At 65.0% G+C, this 26,961-nt stretch carries 26 protein-coding genes; 13 read left to right on the top strand and 13 right to left on the bottom strand.

Translation table 11 applies throughout. The features are described 5' to 3' along the window. Window positions 1–67: 67 nt before the first annotated feature. Both E8F11_RS02825 and salA read right to left on the bottom strand, forming a co-directional pair. Window positions 68–1,423, bottom strand: a complete 1,356-nt coding sequence (locus E8F11_RS02825) for an aromatic acid/H+ symport family MFS transporter (RefSeq protein WP_280287286.1) — start codon at window positions 1,421–1,423, stop codon at window positions 68–70. Between the two features lie 72 nt (window positions 1,424–1,495). Continuing rightward, window positions 1,496–2,785, bottom strand: a complete 1,290-nt coding sequence (gene salA / locus E8F11_RS02820) for a salicylate 1-monooxygenase (RefSeq protein WP_280287285.1) — start codon at window positions 2,783–2,785, stop codon at window positions 1,496–1,498. A 138-nt stretch (window positions 2,786–2,923) separates the two neighbouring features. Between salA and E8F11_RS02815 the strand changes: the two genes are divergently transcribed. Next, window positions 2,924–3,826, top strand: a complete 903-nt coding sequence (locus tag E8F11_RS02815; protein WP_280287284.1) for a LysR family transcriptional regulator — start codon at window positions 2,924–2,926, stop codon at window positions 3,824–3,826. A 256-nt stretch (window positions 3,827–4,082) separates the two neighbouring features. Here E8F11_RS02815 and E8F11_RS02810 read toward each other — a convergent pair whose 3' ends face one another. Next, window positions 4,083–4,337, bottom strand: coding sequence for a hypothetical protein (locus E8F11_RS02810; RefSeq protein ID WP_280287283.1), 255 nt, complete (start codon window positions 4,335–4,337; stop codon window positions 4,083–4,085). A 99-nt stretch (window positions 4,338–4,436) separates the two neighbouring features. Between E8F11_RS02810 and E8F11_RS02805 the strand changes: the two genes are divergently transcribed. Continuing rightward, window positions 4,437–5,036, top strand: a complete 600-nt coding sequence (locus tag E8F11_RS02805) for a hypothetical protein (protein WP_280287282.1) — start codon at window positions 4,437–4,439, stop codon at window positions 5,034–5,036. Window positions 5,037–5,270: 234 nt separating this feature from the next. Here the strand turns inward: E8F11_RS02805 and E8F11_RS02800 are convergent, their stop codons facing one another. Genes E8F11_RS02800 through E8F11_RS02785 form a run of 4 tightly spaced genes read right to left on the bottom strand, consistent with a single transcriptional unit; the run spans window position 5,271 to window position 7,924 of the window. Next, window positions 5,271–6,032, bottom strand: coding sequence for an SDR family oxidoreductase (locus tag E8F11_RS02800; RefSeq protein ID WP_280287281.1), 762 nt, complete (start codon window positions 6,030–6,032; stop codon window positions 5,271–5,273). 29 nt (window positions 6,033–6,061) lie between these two features. After that, window positions 6,062–6,934, bottom strand: coding sequence for an SDR family NAD(P)-dependent oxidoreductase (locus E8F11_RS02795; protein WP_280287280.1), 873 nt, complete (start codon window positions 6,932–6,934; stop codon window positions 6,062–6,064). Beyond that, complete coding sequence (locus tag E8F11_RS02790; protein ID WP_280287279.1) at window positions 6,931–7,590, bottom strand: Dabb family protein; 660 nt, start codon at window positions 7,588–7,590, stop codon at window positions 6,931–6,933. The genes E8F11_RS02795 and E8F11_RS02790 overlap by 4 nt, the downstream gene beginning before the upstream one ends. Further along, entirely contained in the window at window positions 7,580–7,924 is a 345-nt protein-coding gene (locus tag E8F11_RS02785) for a hypothetical protein (protein ID WP_280287278.1), read from the bottom strand. The genes E8F11_RS02790 and E8F11_RS02785 overlap by 11 nt, the downstream gene beginning before the upstream one ends. 221 nt (window positions 7,925–8,145) lie before the next feature. On the opposite strand from E8F11_RS02785, the gene E8F11_RS02780 reads away from it, so the two are divergent. The 9 genes from E8F11_RS02780 to E8F11_RS02740 all read left to right on the top strand — a co-directional run bounded on the left by E8F11_RS02780 (window position 8,146) and on the right by E8F11_RS02740 (window position 18,539). Beyond that, entirely contained in the window at window positions 8,146–9,150 is a 1,005-nt protein-coding gene (locus tag E8F11_RS02780; protein WP_280287277.1) for an AraC family transcriptional regulator, read from the top strand. A 191-nt stretch (window positions 9,151–9,341) separates the two neighbouring features. After that, window positions 9,342–10,556, top strand: coding sequence for a CmpA/NrtA family ABC transporter substrate-binding protein (locus E8F11_RS02775; protein ID WP_280287276.1), 1,215 nt, complete (start codon window positions 9,342–9,344; stop codon window positions 10,554–10,556). A 20-nt stretch (window positions 10,557–10,576) separates the two neighbouring features. Continuing rightward, a complete protein-coding gene (locus E8F11_RS02770; protein ID WP_280287275.1) occupies window positions 10,577–11,155 on the top strand; it encodes an ANTAR domain-containing protein in 579 nt (192 codons plus the stop codon). Window positions 11,156–11,663: 508 nt separating this feature from the next. Beyond that, window positions 11,664–12,947, top strand: coding sequence for a CmpA/NrtA family ABC transporter substrate-binding protein (locus E8F11_RS02765; protein WP_280287274.1), 1,284 nt, complete (start codon window positions 11,664–11,666; stop codon window positions 12,945–12,947). A gap of 14 nt (window positions 12,948–12,961) precedes the next feature. Continuing rightward, window positions 12,962–13,819, top strand: coding sequence for a nitrate ABC transporter permease (gene ntrB / locus E8F11_RS02760; RefSeq protein WP_280287273.1), 858 nt, complete (start codon window positions 12,962–12,964; stop codon window positions 13,817–13,819). Window positions 13,820–13,896: 77 nt separating this feature from the next. Beyond that, window positions 13,897–14,688 (top strand): ABC transporter ATP-binding protein, encoded by a 792-nt coding sequence (locus tag E8F11_RS02755; RefSeq protein WP_280287272.1) that lies wholly within the window; start codon window positions 13,897–13,899, stop codon window positions 14,686–14,688. Between the two features lie 582 nt (window positions 14,689–15,270). Further along, window positions 15,271–16,518 carry an alginate export family protein gene (locus E8F11_RS02750; RefSeq protein ID WP_280287271.1) on the top strand — a complete coding sequence of 416 codons (1,248 nt, stop codon included), beginning with the start codon at window positions 15,271–15,273 and terminating at the stop codon, window positions 16,516–16,518. A gap of 138 nt (window positions 16,519–16,656) precedes the next feature. Then, window positions 16,657–17,829, top strand: coding sequence for a methyl-accepting chemotaxis protein (locus E8F11_RS02745; RefSeq protein WP_280287270.1), 1,173 nt, complete (start codon window positions 16,657–16,659; stop codon window positions 17,827–17,829). Between the two features lie 2 nt (window positions 17,830–17,831). After that, window positions 17,832–18,539: a hypothetical protein gene (locus tag E8F11_RS02740; protein ID WP_280287269.1), complete on the top strand. Its 708-nt coding sequence runs from the start codon at window positions 17,832–17,834 to the stop codon at window positions 18,537–18,539. A 36-nt stretch (window positions 18,540–18,575) separates the two neighbouring features. On the opposite strand, the gene E8F11_RS02735 is transcribed toward E8F11_RS02740, so the two are convergent. The 5 genes from E8F11_RS02735 to gtdA form a co-directional block, all read right to left on the bottom strand. Continuing rightward, window positions 18,576–19,778 (bottom strand): 3-hydroxybenzoate 6-monooxygenase, encoded by a 1,203-nt coding sequence (locus E8F11_RS02735; protein WP_280287268.1) that lies wholly within the window; start codon window positions 19,776–19,778, stop codon window positions 18,576–18,578. 54 nt (window positions 19,779–19,832) lie between these two features. Beyond that, window positions 19,833–20,474: a maleylacetoacetate isomerase gene (gene maiA / locus E8F11_RS02730; RefSeq protein ID WP_280287267.1), complete on the bottom strand. Its 642-nt coding sequence runs from the start codon at window positions 20,472–20,474 to the stop codon at window positions 19,833–19,835. Between the two features lie 19 nt (window positions 20,475–20,493). Continuing rightward, window positions 20,494–21,858, bottom strand: a complete 1,365-nt coding sequence (locus E8F11_RS02725; RefSeq protein WP_280287266.1) for an aromatic acid/H+ symport family MFS transporter — start codon at window positions 21,856–21,858, stop codon at window positions 20,494–20,496. An 83-nt stretch (window positions 21,859–21,941) separates the two neighbouring features. Beyond that, window positions 21,942–22,640 (bottom strand): fumarylacetoacetate hydrolase family protein, encoded by a 699-nt coding sequence (locus E8F11_RS02720; protein WP_280287265.1) that lies wholly within the window; start codon window positions 22,638–22,640, stop codon window positions 21,942–21,944. Between the two features lie 18 nt (window positions 22,641–22,658). Next, on the bottom strand, window positions 22,659–23,714 hold the full coding sequence (gene gtdA, locus E8F11_RS02715) for a gentisate 1,2-dioxygenase (RefSeq protein ID WP_280287264.1): 1,056 nt from the start codon (window positions 23,712–23,714) through the stop codon (window positions 22,659–22,661). Between the two features lie 154 nt (window positions 23,715–23,868). Between gtdA and E8F11_RS02710 the strand changes: the two genes are divergently transcribed. Next, on the top strand, window positions 23,869–24,801 hold the full coding sequence (locus E8F11_RS02710; RefSeq protein WP_280287263.1) for a LysR substrate-binding domain-containing protein: 933 nt from the start codon (window positions 23,869–23,871) through the stop codon (window positions 24,799–24,801). A gap of 457 nt (window positions 24,802–25,258) precedes the next feature. Then, window positions 25,259–25,501 carry a hypothetical protein gene (locus E8F11_RS02705; RefSeq protein ID WP_280287262.1) on the top strand — a complete coding sequence of 81 codons (243 nt, stop codon included), beginning with the start codon at window positions 25,259–25,261 and terminating at the stop codon, window positions 25,499–25,501. Between the two features lie 103 nt (window positions 25,502–25,604). On the opposite strand, the gene E8F11_RS02700 is transcribed toward E8F11_RS02705, so the two are convergent. After that, entirely contained in the window at window positions 25,605–26,942 is a 1,338-nt protein-coding gene (locus E8F11_RS02700) for a dicarboxylate/amino acid:cation symporter (RefSeq protein WP_280287261.1), read from the bottom strand. Window positions 26,943–26,961: the final 19 nt, after the last annotated feature.

Genomic DNA, 26,961 nt, shown 5'->3' with positions numbered 1-26,961 from the left:
CTCGGGAATCAAGCTGGCGGAGTCCGCGCCCATCGGGCCGGGGGCGGACTCCGTGGTACGAGGCCGATCAGCCGGAGCTGGACTCCAGCGGCTCCTCGGCCAAGGCGCCGCCATGGGACGGCTGACCCGGCCGGTGCCAGATAAACACCAGGATGGCGGCGGCGCCGACCAGCCCCGGCAGGGCGAAGGCCAGGAAGCTTGCCTGGATCGGCAACTGCGCGGCATGTAGCGCACCGCCCAGCAGCGGGCCGATGATGGCGCCGAGGCGGCCGACGCCCATGGCCCAGCCAAGTCCGGTGGAGCGGATGTGCGCCGGGTAGAACTGCACGGCGCAGGCATTGGCGAGAATCTGCGTGCCGATGGTGCAAGCGCCGGCCACACCGATCAGCAGGTACAGCACCGGCAGCGGGGACTTCAGTGCCAGCAGGCTGAGGGACAGCGCGCCCAGGGTGAAGAAGGCGAACAGCACGCGACCAAGGGCGACACGGTCCCCGAGCCAGCCACCGCCGATGGCACCGAAGATGGCGCCGAAGTTCAGCACCAGCAGGAACGCCAGGCTGGAGTTGAGCCCGTATCCGGCGGCGTTCATCAGCTTCGGCAGCCAGGAGCTCAGGGCGTAGACCATCAACAGGCAGCAGAAGAACGCCACCCAGAGCATCAGCGTGTTCAGGGTCCGTCCGTCATGGAACAGCTGGGAGATGGTGATCTTGCTCGCCTGCCCTTTGGGCAGGTGCAGGCGGTCACCAGTGGCGGGCACGTACGCAGGCTCCGCGCGACACAGCAGCGCCTGGGCACGCGCCACATCCCCCTGGCGCAGCAGGAAGTTGAGCGACTCCGGCAGCTGGCGCACCAGCAGCGGCAGCACCAGCAAAGGCACCACGGCGACGAAGAACACCGCCTGCCAGCCCCAGGTGGGCATCAGCAACATGCCCAGCCCGGCGGAGAGCATGCCGCCCACCGAGTAGCCGCTGAACATGATCGCCACCAGGGTGCTGCGGATTTTCTTCGGCGCATATTCGTTCATCAGCGCCACCACGTTGGGCATCACGCCGCCGATACCGAGCCCGGCGATGAAGCGGCAGATCGCGAACTCCTCGGGGGTGCGCGCGAAGCCATTGATCACCGTGAAACCGCTGAACAGGGTCACGCAGGTCATGATGGTCTTGCGCCGTCCGATCCGGTCCGACAGCGGGCCGAAGAACAGCGCGCCCAGCATCATCCCCAGCAGTGCGCAGCTGCCGAGCAGGCCGGCCTGCAGCGCGGTGAGGCTCCAGGCCTGCATCAGCGCGGGCAACACCACGCCGTAGATGACCAGGTCATAGCCGTCGAAGATGATGATCAGCGCGCACCAGAACAGTACGCGCGCGTGGAAGGTATTGAAGCGGGCCCCGTCGAGCAGGGCGGAAACGTCGATGGCACGCATGGCATGGCTCTTCTTGTCATTGTTATAGAGCCGGGACGGCCGACTGGGCTCGCCCCGGTAGAACGGAGCGGGTCAGGCGCAGTGGCTGCGGGACTGCCAACCCAGGCGCGCGCGGGCGTCAGCCACATCGGCATCCAGGTCGTGGTTCCACAGCCAGTCGAAGCGGCTGGCCAGGGTTGCGCCCAGGGCCTGCTCGTTGTCGCCCACTGCCGGGTCGCGCAGCTCGTACAGCTCGCCCGCTTCCCAGGAGGTGCGCTGCACACGACAGGCGCGGGGGCGGCGCAAGGCGTCGTAGGCCGCCAGCAGCTCGCCGAGGTTGCCCTGGCTCACTTGCGGATCGCCCAGCAGACGGGCCAGGAAGTAGGCATCTTCCAGTCCCTGCCCTGCCCCGGCTCCCTGGTGCGGCAGCATGGCGTGGGCCGCATCGCCGATCAGGGCCACCCGTCCGTGTACGTAGCCGGGCAGCTCGGCCAGGTCGTGCAGCGCCCAGTGGGTCGGCGCGGGGATGCACTCCAGCAGGATGCGCGCGGCATCGCCCCAGCCGGTGAAGGCTTCGAGCATCTCGCGCTGGCTCGCTTCGCGTACCCACGGCGCATCCTGTGGCCAGGTGGGATTGGGGCTGCTGCGGTCGGAAACGAAGGCCACCACGTTGATGATGCGGCCCTGCTTCACTGGGAAGGTGAGGATGTGGCCGTCGAGGCCGAGGTACATCTGCGGCACGTCCACCAGATGCGCGTCGACACCGGCGACGCGATAGGCCTCGCGCAGACGCAGGCTGTCGATCATCCCGCGATAGGCACAGGTCCCGGTAAAGCGCGGCGCGACTGGCGCGGCGCCGATGCCCTCCAGTACATGGCTGCGGATTGCAGACTTGATGCCGTCGGCAGCGATCAGCAGGTCGCCCCGGTAATCCGTGCCATCGGTGAACAGCACGCGAGCTGCGTCGCCCTGCTGCTCCACGCTGAAGGCGCGCTTGTTGAACCGTGCCACGCCCTCGGGCAGGCGGCTGGCCAGCACATCCAGGAAGTCCGCGCGATGCACCGAGGACTGCCCCACGCCCGGCGCCACGCTGGCGCCGATGTAGCCGGCATCGCTGCTGCGGCGCCATTCGAACCACACGTCCTGCCAGGGCTCCGGCGTGCGGTCGGCGACCTGCCCATAGGGCTCGGCCAGCCCGAGACCGGCGATGGCCCGGACCGCATTGGCGCCGAAGGAAACGCCCGCGCCCACTTCACCGAAGGCCGGCGCGGACTCGAAAAGCTGAACGTCGAGATGGGAGTGACGGCACAGGTCCAGTGCCAGGGCGACGCCGGAGATACCGCCGCCGATGATGCCGACGCGCAAGGCAGGCTTCGTGGTCATGTTCGTACCCATGATGGTGTTGTTGTTGGAGTGGAACCATCATGTCGAAGCCAGGAGTATTGATAAATGCAGCGACTCGCATACAGACTATTACAAGTGTGAATATTCCTCCCGACCCGCCGCCTCACGAGACGCCCCATGGACCTACGCGACCTGGACCTGAACCTGCTGGTGGTCTTCAACCAGTTGCTCATCGACCGGCGCGTCTCCACCGCCGCCGACAACCTGGGCCTGACCCAACCCGCCGTCAGCAACGCCTTGAAGCGCCTGCGCACCGCCCTGCAGGATGACCTCTTCGTACGCACCTACCAGGGCATGGAGCCCACCCCCTATGCGGTGCAACTGGCCGAGCCCGTGTCGCTGGCGATCCACACCCTGCGCGACGCGCTGAGCCGCCAGGACAGCTTCGACCCGCTGACCAGCGACCGCACCTTCACCATCGCCATGACCGACATCGGCGAGATCTACTTCACCCCGCGCCTGATGGACGCGCTCGCCCGCCTGGCGCCGAAATGCCGCATCAGCACCGTGCGCAACACCAGCGTGACGCTGATCGAGGCCCTGCAGAACGGCACCGTCGATCTCGCCGTGGGGCTGCTGCCGCACCTGCAGGCGGGCTTCTACACGCGCCGCCTGTTCCACCACCGCTATGTGTGCCTGTGCCGCAAGGGCCACCCGGTCACCCGCGAGCCGCTGACCCTGGAACGCTTCTGCGCCCACGGCCACGTGCGGGTGATCGCCGCGACCACCGGCCATGGCGAGGTGGATGCCCACATGGCGCGCCTCGGTATCGAGCGGGACATCCGCCTGGAAGTGCCGCACTTCGTCGCCGTTGGCCACATCCTCCAGCGCACCGACCTGCTCGCCACCGTGCCCGAGCGCTTCGCCGACTCCTGCGTCGAGCCCTTCGGCCTGGTCGCTCTGCCCCACCCGGTCGAGCTTCCGGAGATCGACATCAACCTGTTCTGGCATGCGAAGTACCATCGGGATCCCGCCAACCGCTGGCTCAGGCAGTTGATGTTCGAGCTGTTCGCGGATTGAGGGCCTTTGCCGGCCCCGCATCTGTCCCCTTCCCTTCGCTGGTTCGGGGCCACTCGGCAGAAAAATGTTACGGACTATGAACTTCCGCCCGCCGACTCGGCTCAACCCTACATCGTCAATTTTTCGTAGGGAGCGTTAAGCAAGAGAACTTAGACGGAGGCACTTTATGATTGTTAAAAAATGCCTACTGGCTCTGGCTATTGGTGGAGTCCTCTCGGCATCGACAGTGTTGATGCCTGATTACATTTCGGTTGGCTCATACGCGTTTGCCAGGGATGGCAGCAGTGGTGGTGGAGGCCACGGTGGTGACGGTGGCGGAGGTCACGGTGGAGACGGCGGCGGTCACGGTGGCGATGGTCACGGCGGTGACGGCGGCGGTCACGGTGGCGATGGTGGCGGTCACGATGGCGGTGGTCACGATGGCGACCATGGTGAGGCAGGCCATGCCGGTGATGGTCATGATGGAGGCAAGGGACACGGCGACGCTGACGCGGACCATGACAACGACCATGACAGAGACCATGACAGAGACCATGACAAAGTCGGCGGCAACCGGGGTCCTGGCAATGCCCATGACGATGATGCAGGCGATCGCGACGACGCGGACGGCATGGCCGATGCGCCCGACGCGGCAGATGCAGCCAGGGACGCTGCCAAAGATGCGGCGGATGCAGACAGAGACGCCGCCAAGGGTGCGGCGGATGCGGCCAGAGACGCCGCCAGGGATGCGGCAGATGCTGCCCGAGATGCCGCTAGAGACGCTGCAGATGCCGCCCGAGATGCAGCCAGGGACGCTGACAAGGACGGCGCGGATGCAGCCAGAGACGCGGCTAGAGAAGCCGCAGATGGCGCCAGAGAGGCGGCCAGGGAGGCTGCAGATGCTGCCCGCGATGCTGCCAAGAACGAGGCAGATGCTGCCAGGGAGGTTGATAAGGAAGCCGCAGATGCTGCCAGAGAGGCAGCCAAAGAGGCCGCAGATCTAGCCAGAGAGGCTGCTGGCAAGGCTGAAGATGCTGCCAGAGAGGCGGCTGAAGAGGCCGCAGACGCTGCCAGGGAAGCTGCCGAAGACGCCGCAGATGCCGCCAGAGAGGCTGCGGAAGACGCCAATGAAGCCCCTGACGCGCCGGACGTCGATGTGGTCGAGGCAGAGCCTGAACCCAATAACGTACCCGACGCACCGGATGTCGATATGGTCGAGGTACAGCACTAAGGCCGCGGGTTCCGAAAGGAACACGCGGGCATATCGGTAGAGCGTCCCGGGAGTTCCAGGGACGTATCAGAGGGAGTCGCTGGGCCTGAAGCGTCACGGGGCCTGCGGCTCCTTCTCGCATCTGGTCCATTGGCCAGGCTCCCTTCTACGGTATACGGATCCCGCCAACCGCTGGCTCAGGCAGTTGATGCTCGAGTTGTTCGCGGATTGAGGGCGAGCCTGACTGTGCCCGACTCAGCGCATGTTGACGCCGCCGTCAACGCTGATGACCTGGCCATTGATCCACTCGCCGTCAGCCGACGCCAGGAACGCCACCGTGGCAGCAATGTCCGTCGGCTCGCCAAGGCGCGGACTGCGACCACGTTCGAGCACTTCGGCCTTGAACTCCTCCGCCGCCCGCGTGCGGATGGTTTCAGTCAGGATCAACCCTGGCGCGACCACGTTGGCGCGAATGCCCTGCTTCCCCCAGGCCGAAGCGACGTGCCGCATCAGCGCATGAATGCCGCTCTTGCTGATGCCGTAGCAGACTCGCTCCGGCTCCCCCATGAACGCCGCTGCGGAACTGGTGTAGACAATCGCGCCACCACCGCGCTGCAGTAGCGCCGGTAGCGCATGGCGGGTGCACAGCAGGTAGCCGCGCAGGTTGACTGCGATCGTACGGTCGAATATCTCGAGCGGCACATCGAGCACGGTGGTGTCATGCATGATCGCGCCCATGTCGGCCGCGTTGGCGTGCATCAGGTCGATGCCGCCGAAAGCATTCAGCGCGGTCGCCACCAGCGCGGCCACCGAGGCATCGTCGCTGATGTCGCACTGCACTCCCAACGCGCGTTGCCCCCGAGCCTGAATACGCTGCGCAAGCGCGCTTGCGCTGACGCCGTCGAGATCGCCAATCACGACGGCCGCGCCTTCCATGGCCAACCGCTCAGCGGTGGCGGCGCCTATTCCCGAGCCGCCGCCAGCGATCACCGCGACCTTGTCGATCAACCTTTGCATGGGTTCATCCCTCCTTCTACTGGTTCGGCTCATGCGCCGGCGGGTTCTATGCCCGGGTGCGCCCAAGCCGGGATCGTCGGCGCCGGCAGCCTGTCACGGCCGTCAAGGGTGTAGACCGGCAGCTGCTGTGCCAGGGGAAAGTGCAGGCTGTGCGTGATCAGGCCTGTACGCTCGCGGGCGGGCAGTTGGCACAAGGCCAAAGCGGTTTCGGCCAGATACTCGACGGGCTCGGTTGGATAGTCCTCCGGGATGTAACGCCCGCCGCCCGGGGTGCGGATCGCGGTGCTCGGCCCCACCGCATTCACCGCGATGTTGTCCGCCTCCAACTCGGCCGCCAGCGCCTGGGTAAAACGATTGATGGCGGCCTTGGCTGCGGCGTATACAGCGATACCCCCCAGCCGTTCGAAATCATGGTAAGGGCGCAGCGGTGGCAACGCGGTGACCGAGCCCAGGTTCAAGATCCAGCCGCCACCACGTGCCCGCATCAATGGGATTGCTGCCTGGCTTAGCGTGAACGGCACCCGCAGGTAGTGCTCGAGAGTGCGTTCGAACATTGTCAGCGGCATGCTTTCGACGCGGCTGTACTCGGCGAATCCCGCGTTGTTGACCAGAATGTCCAGGCCGCCGGCGGCAGCGGCTGCGCGTGCCACCAGACTGTCGCGCTCAGCCGGTAGCTCCAGGTCGGCGGCCAATGGGATCGCCCGGCCCCCGGCTTGCGTGATCAGCTCGACCGTCTCGGCCAAGGTGCCTGGCAGGCTGGACGTCTGCTGCAGACTGCGCGCACTGACCACCACTGTCGCACCCTCCGCGGCGAAGCGCTGGGCGATGGCGCGACCGATTCCACGGCTGGCACCCGTGACAAGTGCGATCTTGCCGGCCAGTTTTTGCGATACCTGGGTCATGGGAACTCCTCATTTTCAGAAGGGAGAAGGGACAAGGGGTGGGTCAGGATGCTCGTTGCAAGCGGACAGAACGCATGGGCAATCGCTTCCACAGTCCACTCGGGAAATTCGGGGTCGAACCACCGATCCACCCAGCCCCAGTGAAATGGATGGATCAGATACTCACCCTGGAGATCGTCGACACGGGCGAACTCTTGCTGCCAGACGTGCGTCCAACCGCTGTTCGAGCAGACTCGACTCAGTTGCCAGTTGCGGATGCCCGACATGTACGCTGGCATGCGCAGCAGATCACGCTCCAGAGCCGCTACATGACCAGGGTCTCGATGCGGGCGCACGCGCAACAACAAGGTGCGCCAGATTCCGCCTTGCAACCCAACGGCACGCTGACCACCGCCCAGCCGCTCGTAAGCCACTCGATCCACGCGCGAAACGCCCGGCAGCTGCGCCAGGCTGGTCGCAGTGCTGGCCTGGAATGCATTGCTTGCGAAACACAGGTCCAGGGTGAAATCGCCGGCCCCCCAACTGCCTTCGAGATTGCGGCCAAGGCTGAAGTACTTGAGACCAGCCAAGCCTTGAGCCCGGCGCTGCAGTTCGTCTGCCACCTCGCCTGGCCCAGCATCCGGATCGAGATAGAGCTGTGCGGTTTCATGCCACATCTTCCTGCACCTCCGGCGAAGGCAGAGGTTGGTCGGCGCAGCCCAGCACATGCCGAGCGCGGTGCTCGCACAACCTGTCCACAAAGCCCCAGAACTCCAGCACTTCGGCCCCGGCGCCCAGGCGCATACCGTAGTAGCCCCACACGTCGGGCACCTGCCACAGCAACCAGAGTCTGTTGCGCTCGCCGGGAACGGCAACCGGTGGCGACGCCCAGCGCTGCAACAATGTCAGCCCGCGCGCGGCCGCTTGCGGCATATAGCGCTCCTCCAGCAACGCCAGCACGGCGGGGATATGTCTGGGGTCCAGAAGGATTTCATCCAGTATCTGGATCATGGCTTGCCTGCTCCCTCATCAGGTGACAGGCTGGTGCGATTCGGCAATCGGATGACGGCGATAATCACGTTATGAGTGCTCCACTGATGCGCCCGGGTTCGCCGCGACTTGAGCGTTAGCCCAACATTGCCGGCTTGCCCTCATTGAGCCATGGCAGCTGTGGATGCACCGTCACCGAATCGATCACTGACCACTACCGTCGCAATCAACAGGCGAGTTTCATGATGGCCTCCCGATCAGCTCATGCCGTTCGCATTCCCCACGGGCTGGACGCTCGACTCCTGGAGGAGTTGCAGCGCCACAGCCTGCTGCCCCCCGGGCAAGGCGGATCGGCTGAGCAGCTCTCGGCGGACAGCTTTGTAAGGCTGTACCGACAGGCCATCGAGCAACTGGAGGCAAAAGTCGCGCAGGGTGAGGGCCAACCACCGATGCGCAAGAACGAAGTCGACCTGATGTGTCGCTGCCTGCTCAGCTGCGGCACCCTCGGCGAAGCCATCCTCTGTGCCGCAGAGTTCTGCGCCATGCTGCATCCCCGTGCCGGGAAGTTGAGCCTGGACGTGCAGGGTCAGAACGCCACCTTTCACATGGACTCCCTGCGCCAGAAGCGCAGCTCGGCCGCCTGCCTGGTCGACCTGACCGGACTGTTCTGCTACCTGCAACTATTCGCCTGGCTGATCGGGCATGCGCTACGTCCGTCCAACGTGTTCCTGGCCCACCCGGAGCGCAAGGACGCCATGCCCTTCCTCGGCCTGTTCGACGCCCCGGTATCCGTCGGCAAGCAGACCTATGGCTTCAACTTCAACAGCGAACTGCTGACACGCCAGGTGATACGCAATCCAGCCGAGCTGGCCTCGTTCCTGGTGGATTTTCCTTTCCGCCTGATAGGCGCGCCGCCGAGCGTGATGTCGGTCACGCAACAGGTACGGGGCTTTCTCGACGCCGCCATCGCCCATGAACTCGATGTACCGGCACTCGGCGCGATAGCCGCCGCCTTGGGCACCAGCGAGCCGACCTTGCGCCGGCGTTTGGCAGGCGAAGGGTCCAGCTACCAGTTGCTGCGCCGACTCTGCCTGTGCGAGTCGGCACAACGCTGCTTGCGCGACACCGACTGGACGATCGGCCGTATCGCCGGCCATCTGGGTTTCAGCAGCGAGGCGGCATTTCGGCGCGCCTTTCTGAACTGGACAGGGCATGCGCCTAGTCGCTATCGCAGCAAAGGCGACTGAGCCGACCTCCATCCCCGAGCGCATTCAGCACGAAATCCCTCCGGTGCACAGTGGCACATCAATTGCTGACACCGGCATCCAGAGCTAGCTCCAACGGCGGAGTCAGTTCACAGACGATGGCGTCGTTCCCGGTCACCAACCCCATGGTGACTGGGGCGGCGCCTTTTTCGTTCAGTGGTGGGACTAACGACATGACCGATAAGCGTTGCACTCGTAACGACAACCTCGCTTGGGTCGCGGGCAGCGATGCCCCGGAAAAGCGCACAGTGAACCTGGGTTTCATAGCCCTTTCCGATGCCGCCTCGTTGATCGTCGCGGCCACCCAGGGTTTCGCCCAGCCCTATGGCCTGACCCTGAACCTCAAACGACAGACCTCCTGGGCGGCCCTGCGCGACAAGTTGTTGAGCGGTGAACTGGATGCCGCGCACTCGCTCTACGGACAGATATACGGCATCCATCTGGGCCTGGGTAGCGCGCCTACCGCGATGGCGATTCTCATGGGGCTTTGCCAGAACGGTCAGGCCATCAACCTGTCCGAGCAGCTCCGCCGGGCTGGCGTGACCCGTGCGGAAGAACTGGCCACCCATGTGCGCCAGCATGGGGCAAGACTGACCTTCGCCCAGACCTTCCCCACCGGCACCCATGCCATGTGGCTTTACTACTGGCTGGCGGCCCATGGCATCAACCCCCTGGAAGATGTGAACACCGTGGTGGTGCCGCCCGCGCAAATGGTCCAGCACCTGCGTGCCGGGCGCATCGACGGGTTTTGCGCCGGCGGCCCCTGGGGCGCGCTGGCCGTGGATGAGAAGCAAGGATTCACCCTGGCCACCAGCCAGATGATCTGGCCCGATCATCCGGAGAAGGTGCTGGGCTGCACCCGAGCCTTCGTGGAGCAATACCCCAACACGGCCCGCGCCCTGACCATGGCCGTGCTGGAGGCCAGCCGCTTCATCGATGCCAACGACGAGAACAAGCGCAGCACCGCCCAACTGATCTGCGCAAGCGAGTACCTCGATGCACCGCTTTCGGTCATCCAGCCGCGCTTTCTCGGACACTATGAAGATGGCCTCGGTCACGCATGGCGCGATTCACACCCGTTGCGCTTCTTCGCCGACGGCCAAGCCACCATGCCCTGGCTCTCCGACGGCATCTGGTTCATGACTCAGTTCCGCCGCTGGGGGCTGCTCCGGGACAATCCGGACTACCTTGGCGTGGCCAGGCAGATTCATCAGCTGGCGCTCTACCGAGATGCCGCCGAGGCGCTCGGCATTGCTGTCCCTGACCAGGCCATGCGCAGCTCCACATTGGTCGATGGGCGCATCTGGGATGGCAGCGATCCAGCGAGCTACGCCGACAGCTTCGCCATTCACGCTCGCCATTCCCCGACCGCATCCCTGCCCCTCTGACACCTGGAGATGAACGCACCATGCTTCGTATTCTCCTGATCAACGACACCCCGAAAAAGGTTGGCCGCCTGAAGAACGCCTTGCTCGAATCGGGCTTCGACGTCATTGATGAAACCGGCCTGAGCATTGATTTGCCCGAGCACATCGAGGCGAGTCGCCCCGATGTGGTCTTGATCGACACCGAATCCGCCGGCCGCGACATGATGGAACAGGTTGTCATGGTGAGCCGGAACCAGCCGCGCCCCATCGTGATGTTCACCGACGACCACGATCCAGACCTGATGCGCCAAGCGATCCAGGCTGGGGTCAGCGCCTACGTGGTCGAAGGGATCCACGCCGAGCGCCTGCGCCCGATCCTGGACGTGGCCATGGCGCGCTTCGAGAGTGACCAGGCCCTGCGTGCCCAATTGCTGGAACGCGATAGCCAATTGGCCGAACGCAAGCGGATCGAGCTCGCCAAGGGATTGCTGATGAAGTTGAGGACCTGCACCGTAGACGAGGCCTACACCCTGATGCGCCGACAGGCCATGGGGCGGCAACAGAAGCTGATCCAGGTGGCCGAGCAGATCATCGCCACGCACGAGATGCTCGGGGTCTGAACCATGGGGCGCAGCCCCGTAGGTTGGCGCGGGCCGCGCAGGTCTGAGCCTGCGAAGCCCAACATCCCCTGGCAACAAGCTCGGGAGTGCTGCGCACTCCGTGTTGGGCTTCGCTTCGCTCAGCGCCAACCTACGGACCCTTGGCGAATGAATTCGCCCCTACAACGCAAGGCGCAACTCCCGGCAGCGGACGAACCAAAACCGATCAGGCCGCTCGCCCTTCGCACGCATATGGCCCAGTCCCGCCAGCCTGCTCTTCTGCTCCATCCAACCAGCAAGCTGCTGATTTAAAAGGCATTCATAACCTGCCGAAGCCGGCCCCAGCCAGGCCTTGAGCCTACTGTGCAAGCTGGCAAGGCCTTTGCAAATCTCTCAGCAGATTCCAGCGTAGCGCGCCAACGGCGGTGGGCCGCGGATCACGGACAACGGCGTCCGTCAGAGCTCCTTCCCCTATCGGGAGCTCTGGCGCACGTCGTTTTTTGTTTTGCCTTCCAACAAGGACAACACCATGAGCGAACGTGATTCCAAAGACCCGGTGAACAACAGCCGCCGCAACTTCCTCAAGCAATCCATCGCCATTGCCGGCACCGTCGGCGGCGTGACCGCCCTGGGGCTTTCCGCCCCTGGCTTCCTGCGTAGCGCGGCCTGGGCCGCAGGTTCCGACGCACCGGAAAAGGCCGCCCTGAAGGTCGGTTTCATTCCCCTCACCGACTGCGCCTCGGTAGTAGTCGCCGCTACCCAGGGCTTCGCCGCCAAGTACGGCCTCTCCATCACCCCGAGCAAGGAAGCCTCCTGGGCCGGCGTGCGCGACAAGCTGAACACCGGCGAACTGGATGCCTCCCACGTGCTCTACGGCATGATGTACAGCTCCCAACTCGGCGTGGCGGGCCCGCAAAAGAATATGGCGGTGCTCATGGGCCTCAATCAGAACGGCCAGGCCATCACCCTTTCCCGCCAGCTCAAGGAGGCGGGTGTAACCAATGGCGATCAGCTCGCCGCGCATATCAAGAAGGGCGGCACCCCACTGACCTTCGCCCAGACCTTCCCCACCGGCACCCACGCCATGTGGCTCTACTACTGGCTGGCCAGTCACGGCATCAACCCGATGACCGATGTGAAGACCATCACCGTGCCGCCGCCACAGATGGTCGCCAACATGCGTGTGGGCAACATGGACGGCTTCTGCGTCGGCGAGCCCTGGGGCGCGCGGGCGATCTTCGACAAGATCGGTTTCACCGCCACCACCACCCAGCAGATCTGGGCCGACCACCCGGAAAAGGTGCTGGGCTGCTCGCGCGAGTTCGTCGAGCAGAACCCCAATACCGCGCGGGCCCTGGTGATGGCCTTGCTCGATGCGAGCCGCTTCATCGAGGCCAGCGACGAGAACAAGAAGGCCACCGCCAAGCTGATCGCCGGCAAGGCCTACGTGAATGCCCCGGTGGACGTCATCGAACAGCGCTTCCTCGGTCACTACGAGGACGGCCTGGGCAACAAATGGGATGACCAGCACGCCATGGCCTTCTGCAAGGACTGCAACGTGAACTTCCCCTGGCTCTCCGACGGCATGTGGTTCATGACCCAGTTCAAGCGCTGGGGCCTGATCAAGGAAGACCCGGACTATGCAGCCGTCGCCGCCCAGGTCAACCAGACCAGAATATTCAGCGAAGCCGCCAGCGCCCTCGGCCTGCCGGTTCCGCCCAGCCAGATGCGTAGCAGCACCCTGATGGACGGCAAGCTGTGGGATGGTTCGAACGCGGCCGCGTACGCGCAATCCTTCGCCATCAAAGCCTGACCCAGGAGGCCACCATGAACGCTCCCGTGAATCCGCCACTGCCGGTGGCCCCGAAGGCTGCGCCCAGCGTAGCTCCGCGCCAGGCCATGCCTGGCGCGGAGGCCTTGCACAACCTGGCGCGGGTGCTGGTTCCGCCGCTACTCGGCATGCTGCTGTTCATCGGCCTCTGGGCCCTGGTGGCAGCACGCAGCGAAGGGCTCCCGGGCCCGCTGTCGACCTGGCATTCGGCGCTGGAACTGTTCGCCGATCCCTTCTATGACAACGGTCCCAACGACATGGGCATCGGCTGGAACATCCTCCACTCGCTGGGCCGGGTCGGCCTGGGCTTCGGCATGGCCGCGCTGGTGGGCATTCCACTGGGCTTCGCCATCGGTCGTTTCACCTTTCTGGCCGGGATGCTCTCGCCCATCATCAGCCTGCTGCGGCCGGTTTCCCCACTGGCCTGGCTGCCCATCGGACTGCTGGTGTTCGAGGCGGCCGGTCCGGCGTCGATCTGGGTGATCTTCATCAGCTCGATCTGGCCGATCATCCTCAACACCGCCGCCGGCGTGGCCAGCGTGCCGCAGGACTACCTCAACGTGGCGCGGGTGCTGAAACTCTCCGAGTTCAAGGTGCTCACCCGCATCCTCTTCCCGGCCGTACTGCCCCATCTGATGACCGGCATCCGCCTGGCCATCGGCGTCGCCTGGCTGGTGATAGTGGCCGCAGAAATGCTCACCGGCGGCACCGGCCTGGGCTTCTGGGTGTGGGACGAATGGAACAACCTCAACGTCGAGCACATCCTCATCGCCATCATCATCGTCGGCCTGGTCGGCCTGGCCCTGGAACAGAGCCTGCTGTGGCTGGCCAAGCGCTTCGATTACAGCAACTGAACATCCCGTAGGAGCGGGCTTGGCTCGCGAACAGCATTCGCGAGCAAGCACGCTCCTACAAAAGCAGGAGAACCCTGATGGACAAGTTCGTCGAGCTGACCGGTGTCAGCAAACACTTCGATACGCGCAAGGGTCGCTTCCAGGCCCTCAGCAACGTCAACCTGAGCATCGCCCGCGGCGAGTTCGTCTCGCTGATCGGCCATTCCGGCTGCGGCAAGTCCACCGTGCTCAACCTGATTGCCGGCCTGCTGGACACCAACGAGGGCGGGCTGATCTGCAATGGCCGGGAGATCGACGGCCCGGGCCCGGAACGTGCCGTCGTGTTCCAGAACCACAGCCTGCTGCCCTGGATGACCTGCTTCGGCAACGTCTACCTCGCCGTGGAAAGGGTCTTCGCCGCCCGCGAAAGCAAGGCCCGCCTCAAGGAGCGCACCGCAGCGGCCTTGCGGATGGTCGGCCTGGACCATGCGGCCCACAAACACCCCAGTGAAATCTCCGGCGGCATGAAACAGCGCGTGGGCATCGCCCGCGCGCTGGCGATGGAACCCAAGGTGCTGCTGATGGACGAGCCCTTCGGCGCGCTGGATGCCCTGACCCGCGCACACCTGCAGGACGAGTTGCTGCGCATTGTCGGCGAGACCCACAGCACCGTGGTCATGGTCACCCATGACGTGGACGAGGCCGTGCTGCTCTCCGACCGCATCGTCATGATGACCAACGGCCCGGCAGCCACCATCGGCGATATCGTCAAGGTCGACCTGGACCGCCCGCGCGACCGCCTGGCCCTGGCCAATGACGCCCGCTATCACGCATACCGGACGGCCGTGCTGGAGTTCCTCTACCAGCGCCAGCAGCGCCCCGCCGCCTGACCCCACCCGGCTCGCCCCGCAGGAACACCTGCGGGGGCGACTTCAATCGCTGAGACCCCAAGCGCCCTGTAGGTGGGCGCAGAGCGAAGCTCAGCCCAGCGCTCCCTGGCACGTCTCATCCCCCTTGTTGGGCTTCGCAAGCTCAGCACCAACCTACGTCGAAGTCATCTCCAGTCCGCTGGCCTGATCCACCCATCACACCCGCAGGAAACCTGTGGGGGCGAATTCATTCGCGAAGGGCAGCAACGCTGCCCCGAACAGACCGATTGGCAGGCCTTCGGCCTGCTTGGCGATTGAAATCGCCCCCACAAGGGATTCGCCCTGCCCCGTCACCGCCCCGCATCAATGCGATCTGGGCATGAACGGTGCACCGGCTAATCGCCAAATGTTCCAGGTCTGAGAGCAAATCTAGCTAATTCAACAACTTGCATGACATGGCACGACGCCTGCTTTGACCCTCCCCGGTCAGCACAACGGCGTGTCTGCCACTCAACCGACAACGACGTCGCGGAAGCCCCTCCCCATCAGGAGCGCGGGCACCGTGGCGTTTTTTTTGCGCTTTCCAGACCTAGGAAGACCGCTATGCACATGCTGAAACCCGCTCTGCTGTCGCTGGCCGTTGCCGGCACCAGTCACGCCGCCCTGGCCGCAGAGGACATTGGCAACCTGTTCACCCAGGGCAAGCCCATCCTCGACGCCCGCTACCGCTTCGAAAACGTCGACCAGAACAACAACCTGCGCGACGCCAATGCCCAGACTCTGCGTACCCGCGTCGGATTCCAGAGTGGCAAGTGGTACGGCCTCTCGGGCCTGCTGGAAGTGGACAACGTCAGTCGCCTGGGCGACGCCGCCTACAACGACAGCCGCAACGGGCAGACCAACTACGCGATGGTCGTCGACCCGGATGGCACCGAGGTCAACCAGGCCCTACTGCGCTACGATCAGGCCTTCGGCAGCGCCGTGCTGGGCCGCCAGCGCATCAACCTGGACAACCAACGCTTCGTCGGTGGTTCCGCCTGGCGGCAGAACGAACAGACCTACGACGCTGCCCTCGCCCAGCTCAAGCCCCTCGACGGACTGACCCTGACCTACAGCTACCTGGACAACATCAACACCATCTTCGGGCCTGAAAACGGCCGCTTCGACAACCGCACCAATCCGGCGAACATCGAGGGTCACAGCCACCTGCTCAATGCCCAGTACCTGCTGATGCCGGAACTCACGGTGACCGCCTACAGCTACCTGCTCGGCCTGGACAACATCGCGGTCACTGCCACTTCGCCGCTGGGCAGCCTGTCCAGCAGAACCAGCGGCCTGCGCCTGAACGGTGCGCTGGGTGCTTTCAGCTACGCCCTGGAATACGCGCGGCAGCTGGACTACGCGGACAACCCGCTGGACCTGGACAGCGACTACTACCTGGCCGAACTGGGGTACGCCTTCAAGGGCATACAGTTCAAGGGCGGCTACGAGGTGTTGGGTGGTGACAGCGGCCCGGGCAATCGCGCCTTCCAGACGCCACTTGCGACCAAGCACATTTTCCAGGGCTGGGCCGACCAGTTCCTCACCACCCCGGCCGACGGCATCGAGGACGCCTACCTGGGCTTTACCGCGCCACTGGCCGGCGGCAGCCTGCAGGCCTGGTACCACGACTTCGAGACCGAGCGGAACAGCGACAGCTACGGTAGCGAGATCGACCTTTCCTATGGCCATCCGATTCCGGGGGTGAAGGGGCTGGTCGGCTTGGTCAAGTACGCCAGCTACGACTCGGATGATCTGGCTCGCACAGTCGATACCGACAAGTACTGGGTGCAAGTGCAATACAGCTACTGATCAACCACTGCCCACAGCCTGCAGCTCATCGGTGTGCGGCGGCCCGCGCTGCGTACCGATCCTGCCGGTCCGGTCTCAAGGACGAGACAACGGGCAGGACCGAATGAGACCGCCTTGATTTCAGTGGAGGTACCGACCATGAGCAATCTCGCCACCCCTGGTGAGCTGAAGATCGATCGCGCATTCAGCCTCCCTCCAGCACAACCAATCAAGCCCGGACAGCCTGTCGCCTGGCTGCCATTCGAGCCAGGCATCGCCCTGCTCGCCAGCGTCCGGGCCAACACCTGGCCACCTGTAGTCGCGGCACTTGCGGCGGCAACCTGCGCCTACGCCGGCCAGGCGGCGGCCGCCCTGGGCCTGGGTCTCGGAGCGCTCTACCTGGCCGTGGCCCTGCAATTGCACCAACAGCGCCAACGCTGTAAAGAGACCTTCTGGTTCAGCGAGTTGGCGCGCCAGCTGCGCAGCAGATCCGCCAGCGATCAGGCAAGCCTGCTGGTGGCCTGCAGCGAGCGACTGCGTAGCGGTGAGCGTTTGCACAGCGAAATGCGTTTCGCCAGCCAGGCCCTTGAACAGCTGGCGCACAAGGCCAATCTGCAGGGCAGCGAGCAGAGCCATCGGGTGACCATGATCGCTGCCGCCAGCGAACAGATCGAACGCAGCCTGGCCAGCGTCGAGGAAATGGCCGGCGCTGCCCGTTCGGCTTTCGCCGCCGCCCTTGACCAGGGAGAGGAAGGCTGTCGGGCTGCCAAGCAACTGGGCATGGGCATGACTGATATCCGCGACAGCCTGGGCGACACCGCCCTGGCCGTGAAGCAGCTGCTGCAAAGCACCGCCCTCGTCGAGCAGTCGGTGCAGGGCATCCAGGACCTGGCCAAGCAGACCCAGCTCCTGGCCCTCAACGCATCGATCGAGGCGGCCCGAGCGGGTGAACAGGGCCGCGGCTTCGCCGTGGTAGCGGAGGAAGTCCGGCGGATGGCAACCGCCACGGACGAGACAACCCGCGGCATCACCTCCGCCGCCACGGCCATAGCCGCAGCCGTAGGCCGGGTGGACCGGGAGGTCGAGCATCACCGCGAGCTATTGGAGCGCGGCAGCGGACAGAGCAATAGCCTCGCGGAGAGCCTCGACCGGCTGGCGCGCAAGAGCCAGGAAAACCTCCAGCGCTTTGGCGGCATGCAACAGGCGAACCAGGCCCTCAGCGAACAGCTGCAGCAGATCAGCGAAAACCTTCAGGTACAGAGCAGACAGACCGGCAGCCTCCATGACCTGACCCGCTACCTTTCCCGCCTGACCGACGAAGCGAGGCCGTGACCATGCAAAGCCTGCCCACGCTGGCCATTCTCATCGCACTGGCTCTCAGCGGAATTACCCTGCTGAGGGTCGGCCGGCAGCGGCAGCATCGCCGGGATCAGGAACTGACCCTGAAGCTGCTGCTGGGTCTGGACCTCATGCAGGGTGTACAGCGCCATCGCGCACTGGGTACACAGTCCGGCAGTGACGCAACTCGCAACCGCCAGGCGCTCGAGGCGCAACTGGAGCGTGCCTGGAACGCTTGGGCTGATTCGGGCGACCTTGCCAGCTGGCACCGTCTGCTGCGGGCCCCGGCTGATTTCGACGGCCACTGTCGACTGCTGGAAAGCGTGCTGGGTCAGATTCGCTACCTGGAGCTGCAACGTTGCCATCTGCTCGAGACCACGCCGGAAATCGCAGATCGATGCTGGAAGGTAGAAGATCTCGGCCGGCTGAGAGGGCTATCCATCCAGGCAGCGGCCCATCAACAATGCCGACTGGAACTGCAGGTCCAGTTGCTGTATCTGCGTGACCGCCTGCTGACGGATGCGGACGAATCCTTGCGGGGCGCCCTGGCCCAGGTGACCGACAACCTGCTCGGCGGGCAACGAACGACCATTCAGCCTGCCGAGCTCTACTCATTGCTCACACCTCTGATCGACAAGCGGATCGCGGCCATACGAAGCACCCTTTCCGGCGAGAGGCTGCATGGACTTCACCGCGCAGCCTAAGCGGATGTGCGTGCGCAGGCTCCCCTCGAACCCTGCCTATCTGCGCCCCATGCAGTTATCCATGTTCCAGCCATAAAGCCACTGGATGGCATCGTAGAACTGGTCCTGACTGCGCCCTTCCCAGAGTTGGTTGCGCACCAGCCGCTCGACGCCCTTGGCATGGTAGAGGCGGCCCATCTCCCGGGCCGACCAGAGCACGCGGGCGGTGCGCGGGATGCGAATGGACTGGTAGAGACGGAAAGCTGCCTCCAGGTCGTGGTCGCAGGCCTTCACCGCCTGCCCCAATACCACCGCGTCCTCCAGCGCCATGCAGGCACCCTGGGCCAGGTACTGGGTCATGGGGTGGGCGGCGTCGCCGAGGATGGTGGCGCGGCCTTCACCCCATCTCTCCACCGGGTCGCGGTCGGCGGTGGCCCAGCGGCGCCAGGAGGTGGGTCGATCGAGCATCTGCCGCGGCCGCTCGTGGATGCCCTCGAAGTAGGACAGTACTTCCTCCTTGCTGCCGTCGGTGACGCCCCACTGCTCCTCGTTGCGGCTGTGGAAGGTCACCACCAGGTTGTATTGCTGGCCGCCGCGCAACGGGTAATGCACCAGGTGGCAGTGCGGTCCTGCCCAGAGCATGGGCGCGTTGACGCGCAGGTCCTCGGGCATGTTCTCGGCCTCCACCACCGCACGGTAGACCACATGGCCGGTGACGCGAGCGGCATCACCCACCAGCTTCTCGCGGATCACCGACTTCACACCGTCGCAACCGATCACGGCGTCCGCGTGGTACCGATTGCCATTGCTGTCCACCAGCGTAGCCCCACGATCATCCATCTCCATCGACTCTATGTGAGTGGAGGTCTGGAAGCGGATCAACGGGTTGCGCTCCACCGCTTCCAGGATCGACAAGTGGATATCCGCCCGATGAATCACGCCGTAGGGGTTGCCGAATCGCTGGCGGAAGCGTTCGCCGACTTCGACCCGTGCCACTTCGTGGGCGTCGATGGCGTCCATCATGATCAGGTGATCGGTGAACACCGAACGCTTGCGGGCCGCCTCGCCGACGCCCAGGGCATCCAGGGCCGCGTAAGCGTTCGGGCCGAGCTGGATGCCGGCGCCGATCTCGCCGATCTGGCAGGCCTGCTCCAGCAGCAGCACTTCGAGGCCTTGCTGGGTCAGGGCCTGGGCAGCGGCGAGGCCGCCGATTCCACCACCGACGATGATGATCTTCTGTTGTTGGCGTTGGGCAGTCATGGTTCGGTCCTCCACGGAGTCTGTTTCTGGGTCCGCCCCTGGCGGTCCTGCTTGTTATTGGATGAAGTCGGGTTGCTGGCTCGGGGCGGCCTGCTGGAAGGCGGGCTGCGACTGGCAGTGTCGATACACCGCGAGCACGCGCGGGTAACCACTGAGGTCGCAGCCCATGCGTTCGGCATTGGCCACTTGGGGCACCAGGCAGCAATCAGCCAGGGTCGGCAGCTCGCCAAAGCAGTAGGGGCCGGAGCCGTGGCGGCACAGCAGTTCATCCACTGCTGCCAGGCCTTCGGCCACCCAGTGGGCATACCAGGCGCTCTTCTGCTCGGCGCTTACGCCGAGGGTCTGCTGCAGGTAGCCGAGCACGCGCAGGTTGTTGATCGGGTGGATGTCGCAGGCGATCAGGTTGGCCACCTCCAGCACCCGGGCACGCTGCAGCGGCTCGCGGGGAATCAGCGGTACCTCGGGATGGCGTGCATCGAGGTAGTCGATGATGGCCAACGACTGGGTCAGCGTGACGCCGCCGTCGTCCACCAGTACCGGCAACCCGCCCACCGGGCTCAGCTCCCAGTGCTGGGCGCTGCGCTGCTCACCGGCGCGCAGGTTGACGCCGTGGTAGTCCACCACCAGCCCCTTGAGGGCGAGGGCGATGCGCACACGGTAGGAGGTGGAGCTGTTGAAGAAACTGTAGAGCTGCATGGCGGTGGTTCCACTGAGTTCAGAGAAGGGCTGGGGACGCGGCGCGCGCCGTGGCTGTCGCCCGTGCCCCCTTGAGGAAGATGGCAGTGGCGGCGAGCGCGGCAGGCAACATCAGCACCGCGAAGATGCTGCTGAAATCCAGGCCCAGGCCGAGCATGAAGCCGCCGCCAAGGGTTCCGCAGACCGAACCGATGCGCCCCACGCCGTGGGCCCAGCTCACTCCGGTGGCGCGGCTGGCCGTGGGGTAGAAGCCAGCGGCCAGGGCGTTGGCGCCCACCTGCGAACCGCTGATGCAAAAACCCATGCCGGCGACGCACAGGGTCAACAGGCCGTAGTGGGTGTGGTACTGACCGATAGCGAAAAGGCAGACGGCGCCCAGCAGGTACGCCGCCACCAGTACGCGGTGCGGGTCGAAGCGGTCCATGGCGGCACCCAGGCAGATGGCGCCGGCAGTCCCACCGATCTGGAACATGGCGCTGATCATGGCCGCCTGGCTGAGGGTAAGGCCGGTGTCCTTGATCAGCAGTGGCAACCAGTTGGTCATCATGTAGATGATCATCAGGCTCATGAAGAAGGTGACCCAGAGCATCAGCGTGCCGACGCGCAGGGGGCGGCTGAGGATCAGCCGGATCGGCGAGGCAACGCCCTGCCCCACTTCTCCCTGCTGGATGCTGAAGCTTCCATCCCAGCTCGCCGGCAGCGGGCCGATGCGGCGCAGAATGCCGGCCACACGAGCGCTGTCGGCGCCGCGTTGTACCAGGAAGCGCGCCGACTCCGGAAGCAGCCACAGCAGCAGGGGAAGGAGCGCCAGGGGCAGCACACCGCCAAGTGCCAGCACGCTGCGCCAGCCGAAGGCCGGCACCAGGTGCGCCGCGACCACGCCGCCCAGGGCCGAACCCAGGGTGAAGCCGCAGAACATGCTGGTGACCATCAGCGAACGCCGCCGTTGCGGGCAGTACTCGGAAGTCAGCGTAATGGCGTTGGGCATGGCGCCGCCGAGGCCGAGGCCCGTGAGCAGGCGCAGCAGGGCCAGCATCTCGACGTTGGGGGCGAAGGCGGCCAGCAGGCTGAAGCCACCGAAGCAGGCCACTGACAGCATCAGGACACGCTTGCGGCCGAAGCGATCGGCCAGGGGGCCGGCGATAAAGGCGCCGAGCATCAGCCCGACCAGGGCGGCGCCGAGCACTGGGCTGAGGGCGCTGGCGCCTAGCTGCCATTCCTCGCGCAGCGCCGGGGCGATGAAGCCGATGGCGGCGGTATCCAGGCCGTCGACGGCGGTGACCAGGAAACACAGGATCAGGACCAGCCACTGGAACGGGGCGACGGCCTGGCCATCGATGAAGTCCTGTACATCCACGCTGTTGTTCTTGTGTGTGGAAGACATGCGGGAACCCTCCGGGCCGACGCGGGTGCGGCGGCCGGTTTGTCGGTATGGGGACGCGGGCCGGGGGTGCCGGCCCACAGAGGTCAGATCACGCGGACATGGATCTCGCCGAGACCGTCCACGCCGCCGGTCATCAGCTCGCCGGCCACCACTGGGCCGACCCCTTCGGGCGTACCGGTCATGATCAGGTCGCCTGGCTGCAGCTCGAAGAAGCGCGAGAGGTAGGCGATGGTTTCCGGCACCGACCAGATCAGCTTGTCGATGTCGCTGCGCTGCTTGTCGGCACCGTCGACCTGCAACCAGATACCGGCACTGGTCGGATGGCCGACGGTGCTGGCCGGGTGCAGCGGTGCGATGGGCGCGGAGGCGTCGAAGGCCTTGCCAATCTCCCAGGGCCGGCCCATTTCGCGCATCTTCATCTGCAGGTCGCGACGGGTCATGTCCAGGCCCACGGCATAGCCCCAGACGTGCTCGCTGGCACGCTCCTCGGGAATGTCGCGGCCACCCTTGCCGATGGCCACGACCAGTTCGATCTCGTAGTGGTAGTTGGCAGTTTCCGCCGGGTAAGGCAGCTCCAGCGTCTGGCCGTCAGCCACCGGCACCACGGCGTCGGCCGGTTTGCAGAAGAAGAACGGCGGCTCGCGGTCAGGGTCGAAGCCCATTTCGCGAGCGTGGGCTGCGTAATTGCGGCCCACGCAGTAAACACGGCGGACCGGGAATCGCGCGTCGCTACCGGCTATCGGCAGGCTGGTCGGCGCTTGCGGCGGGAATACGTAGGTCATGGCAGTCGGTTCCTCGGTTCAATGGGTTTCGCGGGCTTCGCGCAGTAGCCCCAGGGCTTCCTGGATCGGGCGGTCGGAGTAGCTGAACAGCACGCAGTCCTCATCGGCATGCAGGCTCACCGGCGCCCAGCTGGGTACGACGAAGATGTCCTTGGCGCCAAAGACGAAGGACTGCCCGGCGATCAGCGCTCGGCCGCTGCCCTCCACCACCGAGAACACGGTGGCGTCGGTGCTGCGCCAGGTCTTGCCGGAGAATCCGCGCGGCAGCAGTTGCATGCAGGTGCCGATGGTGGGCATGGCCCAGCCGCCAGTGGCCGGGTTCACGTAGCGCAACTTCACGCCGTCCCACTCGTCCAGTTCGCCCTGGCGCAAGAGGGTGTCCAGCGCCTCGCGGGTCCGGGCGTAGGGGTAGTTGAAGATCGGTGACGTGGCACCGCGTACCGCATGGCGCAGCGGCAGCAGGTTGGCGCCGTAGCGCGCATTGCTGTTGCCTTCGGGCCGGGTAACGGGCTGTACCGCTTCCGGATAGTTCTCCGCAAAACCGGCACCGAAGAAACGCACGGTGGGAATGTCCAGGCCGTCCAGCCAGATGACCGGCTCGCCACCCTCGGCTTCGCTCGGGTTGCCGTGGTCATGCCAGGTCCAGGACGGCGTGATGATGAAGTCGCCCGGTTCCATGGTGGTGCGCTCGCCATCCACCGCGGTGTAAGCGCCTCGCCCTTCCACCACAAAGCGCAGGGCCGACTGGGTGTGGCGATGGCTGGGGGCGATCTCACCGGGAAGGATCAGCTGCAGGCCGGCGTAGAGGCTCGGGGTGATGGATGCCTGGCCACGGATCCCGGGGTTCTCCAGTACCAGCACGCGGCGTACCGCCTCTTCCGCACTGATCAGTTGGCCGGCTTCCATCAGGTAGGGGCGCAACTCGCTGAAGCGCCACAAGGCGGGCACGCAGTCGCTTACGGGTTGGCGGGGAACCAGGTTGTGCAGTTGCTCCCAGAGCGGAAACAGCGCCTGGGTATCGATGCGCTGGTAGAACTCGGCGCGCGCATTGCCGATGTTTTCGTTGTTATTCATCGCTTCACCTATGACGGGCTGTGAAGTGGCTGGCGGGGCACGTGGGTTCGGGCAGCGGCCCCCGTCCTTGGAGCGATTAAACTCCCGCAAGCCATACAGTAAAAATGATATTTTCAGATGGAGTCATACCAAAAACCGTATGGGAGATCCCACCATGCACTGGACCCGTCGCCTGCGCCCGCGCCACCTGCAGCTCCTGGTGAACCTGGCCGAGACCGGCAGCCTGAGCGATACCGCGCGCCAGGCGTTCACCACCCAGCCGGGCCTGTCGAAATGGCTCAAGGAACTGGAGGAAGACGCCGGAGCGGTATTGTTCGAGCGTCACGCCCGGGGCCTGCGACCGACCCCCGAGGGCGCCCTGCTGGTGGGGCACGCGCGGCGCATCCTCAGCGAGATGGAGCGGGCGCAGAGCAACCTGGAGGCGCTGCGCGAGGGCAACACGCCCAACGTCGCCATCGGCACCTCCCCGGCCTCCGCCCCCAGCCTGGTACCCGACGCCATCCTCTATTTCCTCAAGCGCCATCCGAAGGCGCAGGTCTCGCTGCAGGAGAACACCATGAACGTGCTGCTGGAGCGCCTCGAACTGGGACAACTGGACGTGGTAGTCGGGCGGGTCGACAACTACCAGCCGAGCGCGAGCCTCAACAGCGAAATGCTGTTCCGCGAACCCATGCAGGTTGTGGCGCGCCCGGGGCACCCTCTGCTGCAGCGCAAGGGTCTGCGCTGGGCGGACCTCTACCAGTACGATTGGCTGCTCTGGCCACAGGGGACGCCGATCCGCACCCGCCTGGACACGGCCCTGAGCAATGCGGGCCTCAAGCCCCTGCCGTGTCGGGTGGAGTCCTCATCGCTGATGGCCAACCTCTGGCTGATGCAGAACAGCGACATGCTCTCGGTGGCCTCAGGTCGCGTTGCCGAACACTTCCACGGCCGCGGCCTGCTGCGCCGCCTGGACTTCGAGCTGGAGGCCGAAGGCTCTATCGGTATGTGCTGGCGCGACGAGGATCACCCGGAAAGCGCCGTGCTGGATCTGCTGGACAGCCTGAGGGAGGCTGCACGTAGCCCGATTCGGCGAGCGGATGCGTGAGCTGCGCGAGTAACGATCGACTCCAGGTTCGCCACCCCGAGTCCGTTCGGAGTGGCGTCCCCTACCGATCAGCTCCGGCCGTCCGTGGCTGGCGGATTTCGCCAATAATCGCCGTCCCCATTGGCCCCGAACATGGGGTTATCTCATCCAGGATTGGGCCTCAATGCCCACTTGCGAATTTCCATGATGCTTTGCATCGACTCGTTTCAAAGTGAATTCACCAGTTTTGCTGGAGCTGAAGAAACGCTCGGCACTGCGCTTACCTCAGTGCTCCCAACCCGCCAGCCGACGCGGCCGCTGTCATTCGCACCTCCCGGCGCTTCCTCACCGGCCGTTTCAGGCGCGGCGCTTGCCTAGGTCGCAGCAGCGCCTTCAGGGTTCCAGGTAGTCCAGGCGTGGGGAGGCGATGGCGGTAACCCGGCATCGAAGTAGGACATGCGCACCAAAGGGCAAAACCATGGATAGAGCAACCTTGGTCCTGCTGGATGAACTGTTCGAACGAGCTGCCGCAGAATTGCAAGCCCATGGTTTTGCAAGAGAGAGCATCAAGCTTGCGAACCCTACCCCTGAGCGGATTCGTCTTGCGGGGGAGTTGCTGGTGGAACGGGCTGCGGCCAGGTTCCCGTCACTTGATCCTTACGTCTCATCAAGTGCCGATGGAACCATCACCCTGGTGTTGGATAGCCAGAGAGCGAGGTGATCACCGAGCCCCTATGGCGCTCCGTGTATCGATGCGGCGGATATCGAACAGTTAGCAAGGCGGCTCCGGAGTTCCCTCTGGAAAAACCCGGAGCCGCCGCCACTCAGGCTTGCGTCGATGCTCCCATCAGTTTCTGCTCGGTCGCGCGGGGAACCTGGGACGGCTCGGCCGGCCTGGCTTGCTCGACCTCTTCCTGACCATCCAGCGCCTTGCGCATCTTCTCGGTATCCAGGGCGCCGACCCATTTGGCGATGGCCATGGTACCGACCCCGTTGCCGATGGTGTTGGTAATGGCGCGGGCCTCGGACATGAAGCGGTCGACGCCGAGCAGCAGCACCATGCCCGCCACCGGAATGGTGCCGAGGGACGCCAGTGTGGCTGCCAGGATGATGAAGCCGGACCCGGTTACGCCGGCCGAACCCTTCGACGTGAACATCAGCACGGCGAGGACGATCAACTGGTCGCTCAGGGATAGCGGCGTGTTGGTGGCCTGGGCGATGAAGATCGCGGCGATGGTGTAGTAGATCGCCTGCCCGTCCGGGTTGAAGGTCAGCCCGGAGGGGATGATCATCCCCGCCACCGGCTTGGACACACCGGCCTTCTCCATCTTGGCGATCATCTGCGGCAGCACCGATTCCGACGAGCTGGTGCCCAGTACGGTGAAGAGTTCTTCCTTGATGAAGCGCAGGAACTTCCACAGGCTGAAACCGGCGTAGCGGCAGATCGGCCCGAGGATGAAGACCACGAAGAAAATGCAGGTGAGGTACACGCAGGCCATCAGCTTGCCCAGGGAGAACAGCGAGCCGAAGCCGTACTTGCCGATGGTGAAGGCGATGGCGCCGAAGGCACCGATGGGGGCCAGGCGCATCACCATGTTCACCACCACGAACATCCCGCGCATCAGGCTATCGAGGGAGTCGACGAACAGCTGCCCCTTGGGGCCGGCCTTGGCCAGCGCCACGCCCAGCAGGATCGAGAACAGCAGGATCTGCAGGATGTTGCCCTTGGCGAAGGCGTCGACGATGGTGTCCGGGATGATGCCCAGCAGGAAGCCCATGAAGGAACTCTGCTTGGCCGCCGAGGTGTAGCTGGCGATGCTGGCGCCGTCCAGGGTGGCCGGATCGATGTTCATGCCCGCGCCGGGCTGGAACACCTGCACTACCACCAGGCCGATGAGCAGAGCCAGGGTGGAGACCACCTCGAAATAGATCAGGGCGCGGAATCCCACCCTGCCCAGTTCCTTCATGTTCTCCATGCGAGCGATGCCGGTGACCACGGTCAGGAAGATGACCGGAGCGAGGAGCATCTTGATGAGTTTGATGAACGCGTCGCCGATGGGCTTGAGCGCTTCACCGGTCTCGGGGACGACGACACCCACGATAGCGCCGACGATGACGGCGATGAGAACCTGCACGTACAGCTTGCTGAGCATTCGTTTCATGACGGGACCCTGTTTTTTG

Source organism: Pseudomonas sp. BN417, from assembly GCF_029871205.1.
GTDB lineage: Bacteria > Pseudomonadota > Gammaproteobacteria > Pseudomonadales > Pseudomonadaceae > Metapseudomonas.
Note: the sequence above shows the minus strand (reverse complement) of the source record. Positions and strands in the feature narration are given on the sequence as shown.

Bases quoted from the DNA above. Each gene is read 5' to 3' on its own strand.
- E8F11_RS02700 (WP_280287261.1), bottom strand. From the start codon at position 26,942: ATGAAACGAATGCTCAGCAAGCTGTACGTGCAGGTTCTCATCGCCGTC.
- maiA (WP_280287267.1), bottom strand. From the start codon at position 20,474: ATGCAGCTCTACAGTTTCTTCAACAGCTCCACCTCCTACCGTGTGCGC.
- E8F11_RS02750 (WP_280287271.1), top strand. From the start codon at position 15,271: ATGCACATGCTGAAACCCGCTCTGCTGTCGCTGGCCGTTGCCGGCACC.
- E8F11_RS02790 (WP_280287279.1), bottom strand. From the start codon at position 7,590: ATGTGGCATGAAACCGCACAGCTCTATCTCGATCCGGATGCTGGGCCA.
- E8F11_RS02810 (WP_280287283.1), bottom strand. From the start codon at position 4,337: ATGGTCGTTGTCATGGTCCGCGTCAGCGTCGCCGTGTCCCTTGCCTCC.
- E8F11_RS02745 (WP_280287270.1), top strand. From the start codon at position 16,657: ATGAGCAATCTCGCCACCCCTGGTGAGCTGAAGATCGATCGCGCATTC.
- E8F11_RS02755 (WP_280287272.1), top strand. From the start codon at position 13,897: ATGGACAAGTTCGTCGAGCTGACCGGTGTCAGCAAACACTTCGATACG.
- E8F11_RS02720 (WP_280287265.1), bottom strand. From the start codon at position 22,640: ATGACCTACGTATTCCCGCCGCAAGCGCCGACCAGCCTGCCGATAGCC.
- E8F11_RS02740 (WP_280287269.1), top strand. From the start codon at position 17,832: ATGCAAAGCCTGCCCACGCTGGCCATTCTCATCGCACTGGCTCTCAGC.
- E8F11_RS02770 (WP_280287275.1), top strand. From the start codon at position 10,577: ATGCTTCGTATTCTCCTGATCAACGACACCCCGAAAAAGGTTGGCCGC.
- E8F11_RS02795 (WP_280287280.1), bottom strand. From the start codon at position 6,934: ATGACCCAGGTATCGCAAAAACTGGCCGGCAAGATCGCACTTGTCACG.
- E8F11_RS02825 (WP_280287286.1), bottom strand. From the start codon at position 1,423: ATGCGTGCCATCGACGTTTCCGCCCTGCTCGACGGGGCCCGCTTCAAT.
- ntrB (WP_280287273.1), top strand. From the start codon at position 12,962: ATGAACGCTCCCGTGAATCCGCCACTGCCGGTGGCCCCGAAGGCTGCG.
- E8F11_RS02780 (WP_280287277.1), top strand. From the start codon at position 8,146: ATGATGGCCTCCCGATCAGCTCATGCCGTTCGCATTCCCCACGGGCTG.
- E8F11_RS02725 (WP_280287266.1), bottom strand. From the start codon at position 21,858: ATGTCTTCCACACACAAGAACAACAGCGTGGATGTACAGGACTTCATC.
- E8F11_RS02710 (WP_280287263.1), top strand. From the start codon at position 23,869: ATGCACTGGACCCGTCGCCTGCGCCCGCGCCACCTGCAGCTCCTGGTG.
- E8F11_RS02815 (WP_280287284.1), top strand. From the start codon at position 2,924: ATGGACCTACGCGACCTGGACCTGAACCTGCTGGTGGTCTTCAACCAG.
- E8F11_RS02805 (WP_280287282.1), top strand. From the start codon at position 4,437: ATGGCCGATGCGCCCGACGCGGCAGATGCAGCCAGGGACGCTGCCAAA.
- E8F11_RS02765 (WP_280287274.1), top strand. From the start codon at position 11,664: ATGAGCGAACGTGATTCCAAAGACCCGGTGAACAACAGCCGCCGCAAC.
- E8F11_RS02705 (WP_280287262.1), top strand. From the start codon at position 25,259: ATGGATAGAGCAACCTTGGTCCTGCTGGATGAACTGTTCGAACGAGCT.
- gtdA (WP_280287264.1), bottom strand. From the start codon at position 23,714: ATGAATAACAACGAAAACATCGGCAATGCGCGCGCCGAGTTCTACCAG.
- salA (WP_280287285.1), bottom strand. From the start codon at position 2,785: ATGACCACGAAGCCTGCCTTGCGCGTCGGCATCATCGGCGGCGGTATC.
- E8F11_RS02785 (WP_280287278.1), bottom strand. From the start codon at position 7,924: ATGATCCAGATACTGGATGAAATCCTTCTGGACCCCAGACATATCCCC.
- E8F11_RS02735 (WP_280287268.1), bottom strand. From the start codon at position 19,778: ATGACTGCCCAACGCCAACAACAGAAGATCATCATCGTCGGTGGTGGA.
- E8F11_RS02800 (WP_280287281.1), bottom strand. From the start codon at position 6,032: ATGCAAAGGTTGATCGACAAGGTCGCGGTGATCGCTGGCGGCGGCTCG.
- E8F11_RS02775 (WP_280287276.1), top strand. From the start codon at position 9,342: ATGACCGATAAGCGTTGCACTCGTAACGACAACCTCGCTTGGGTCGCG.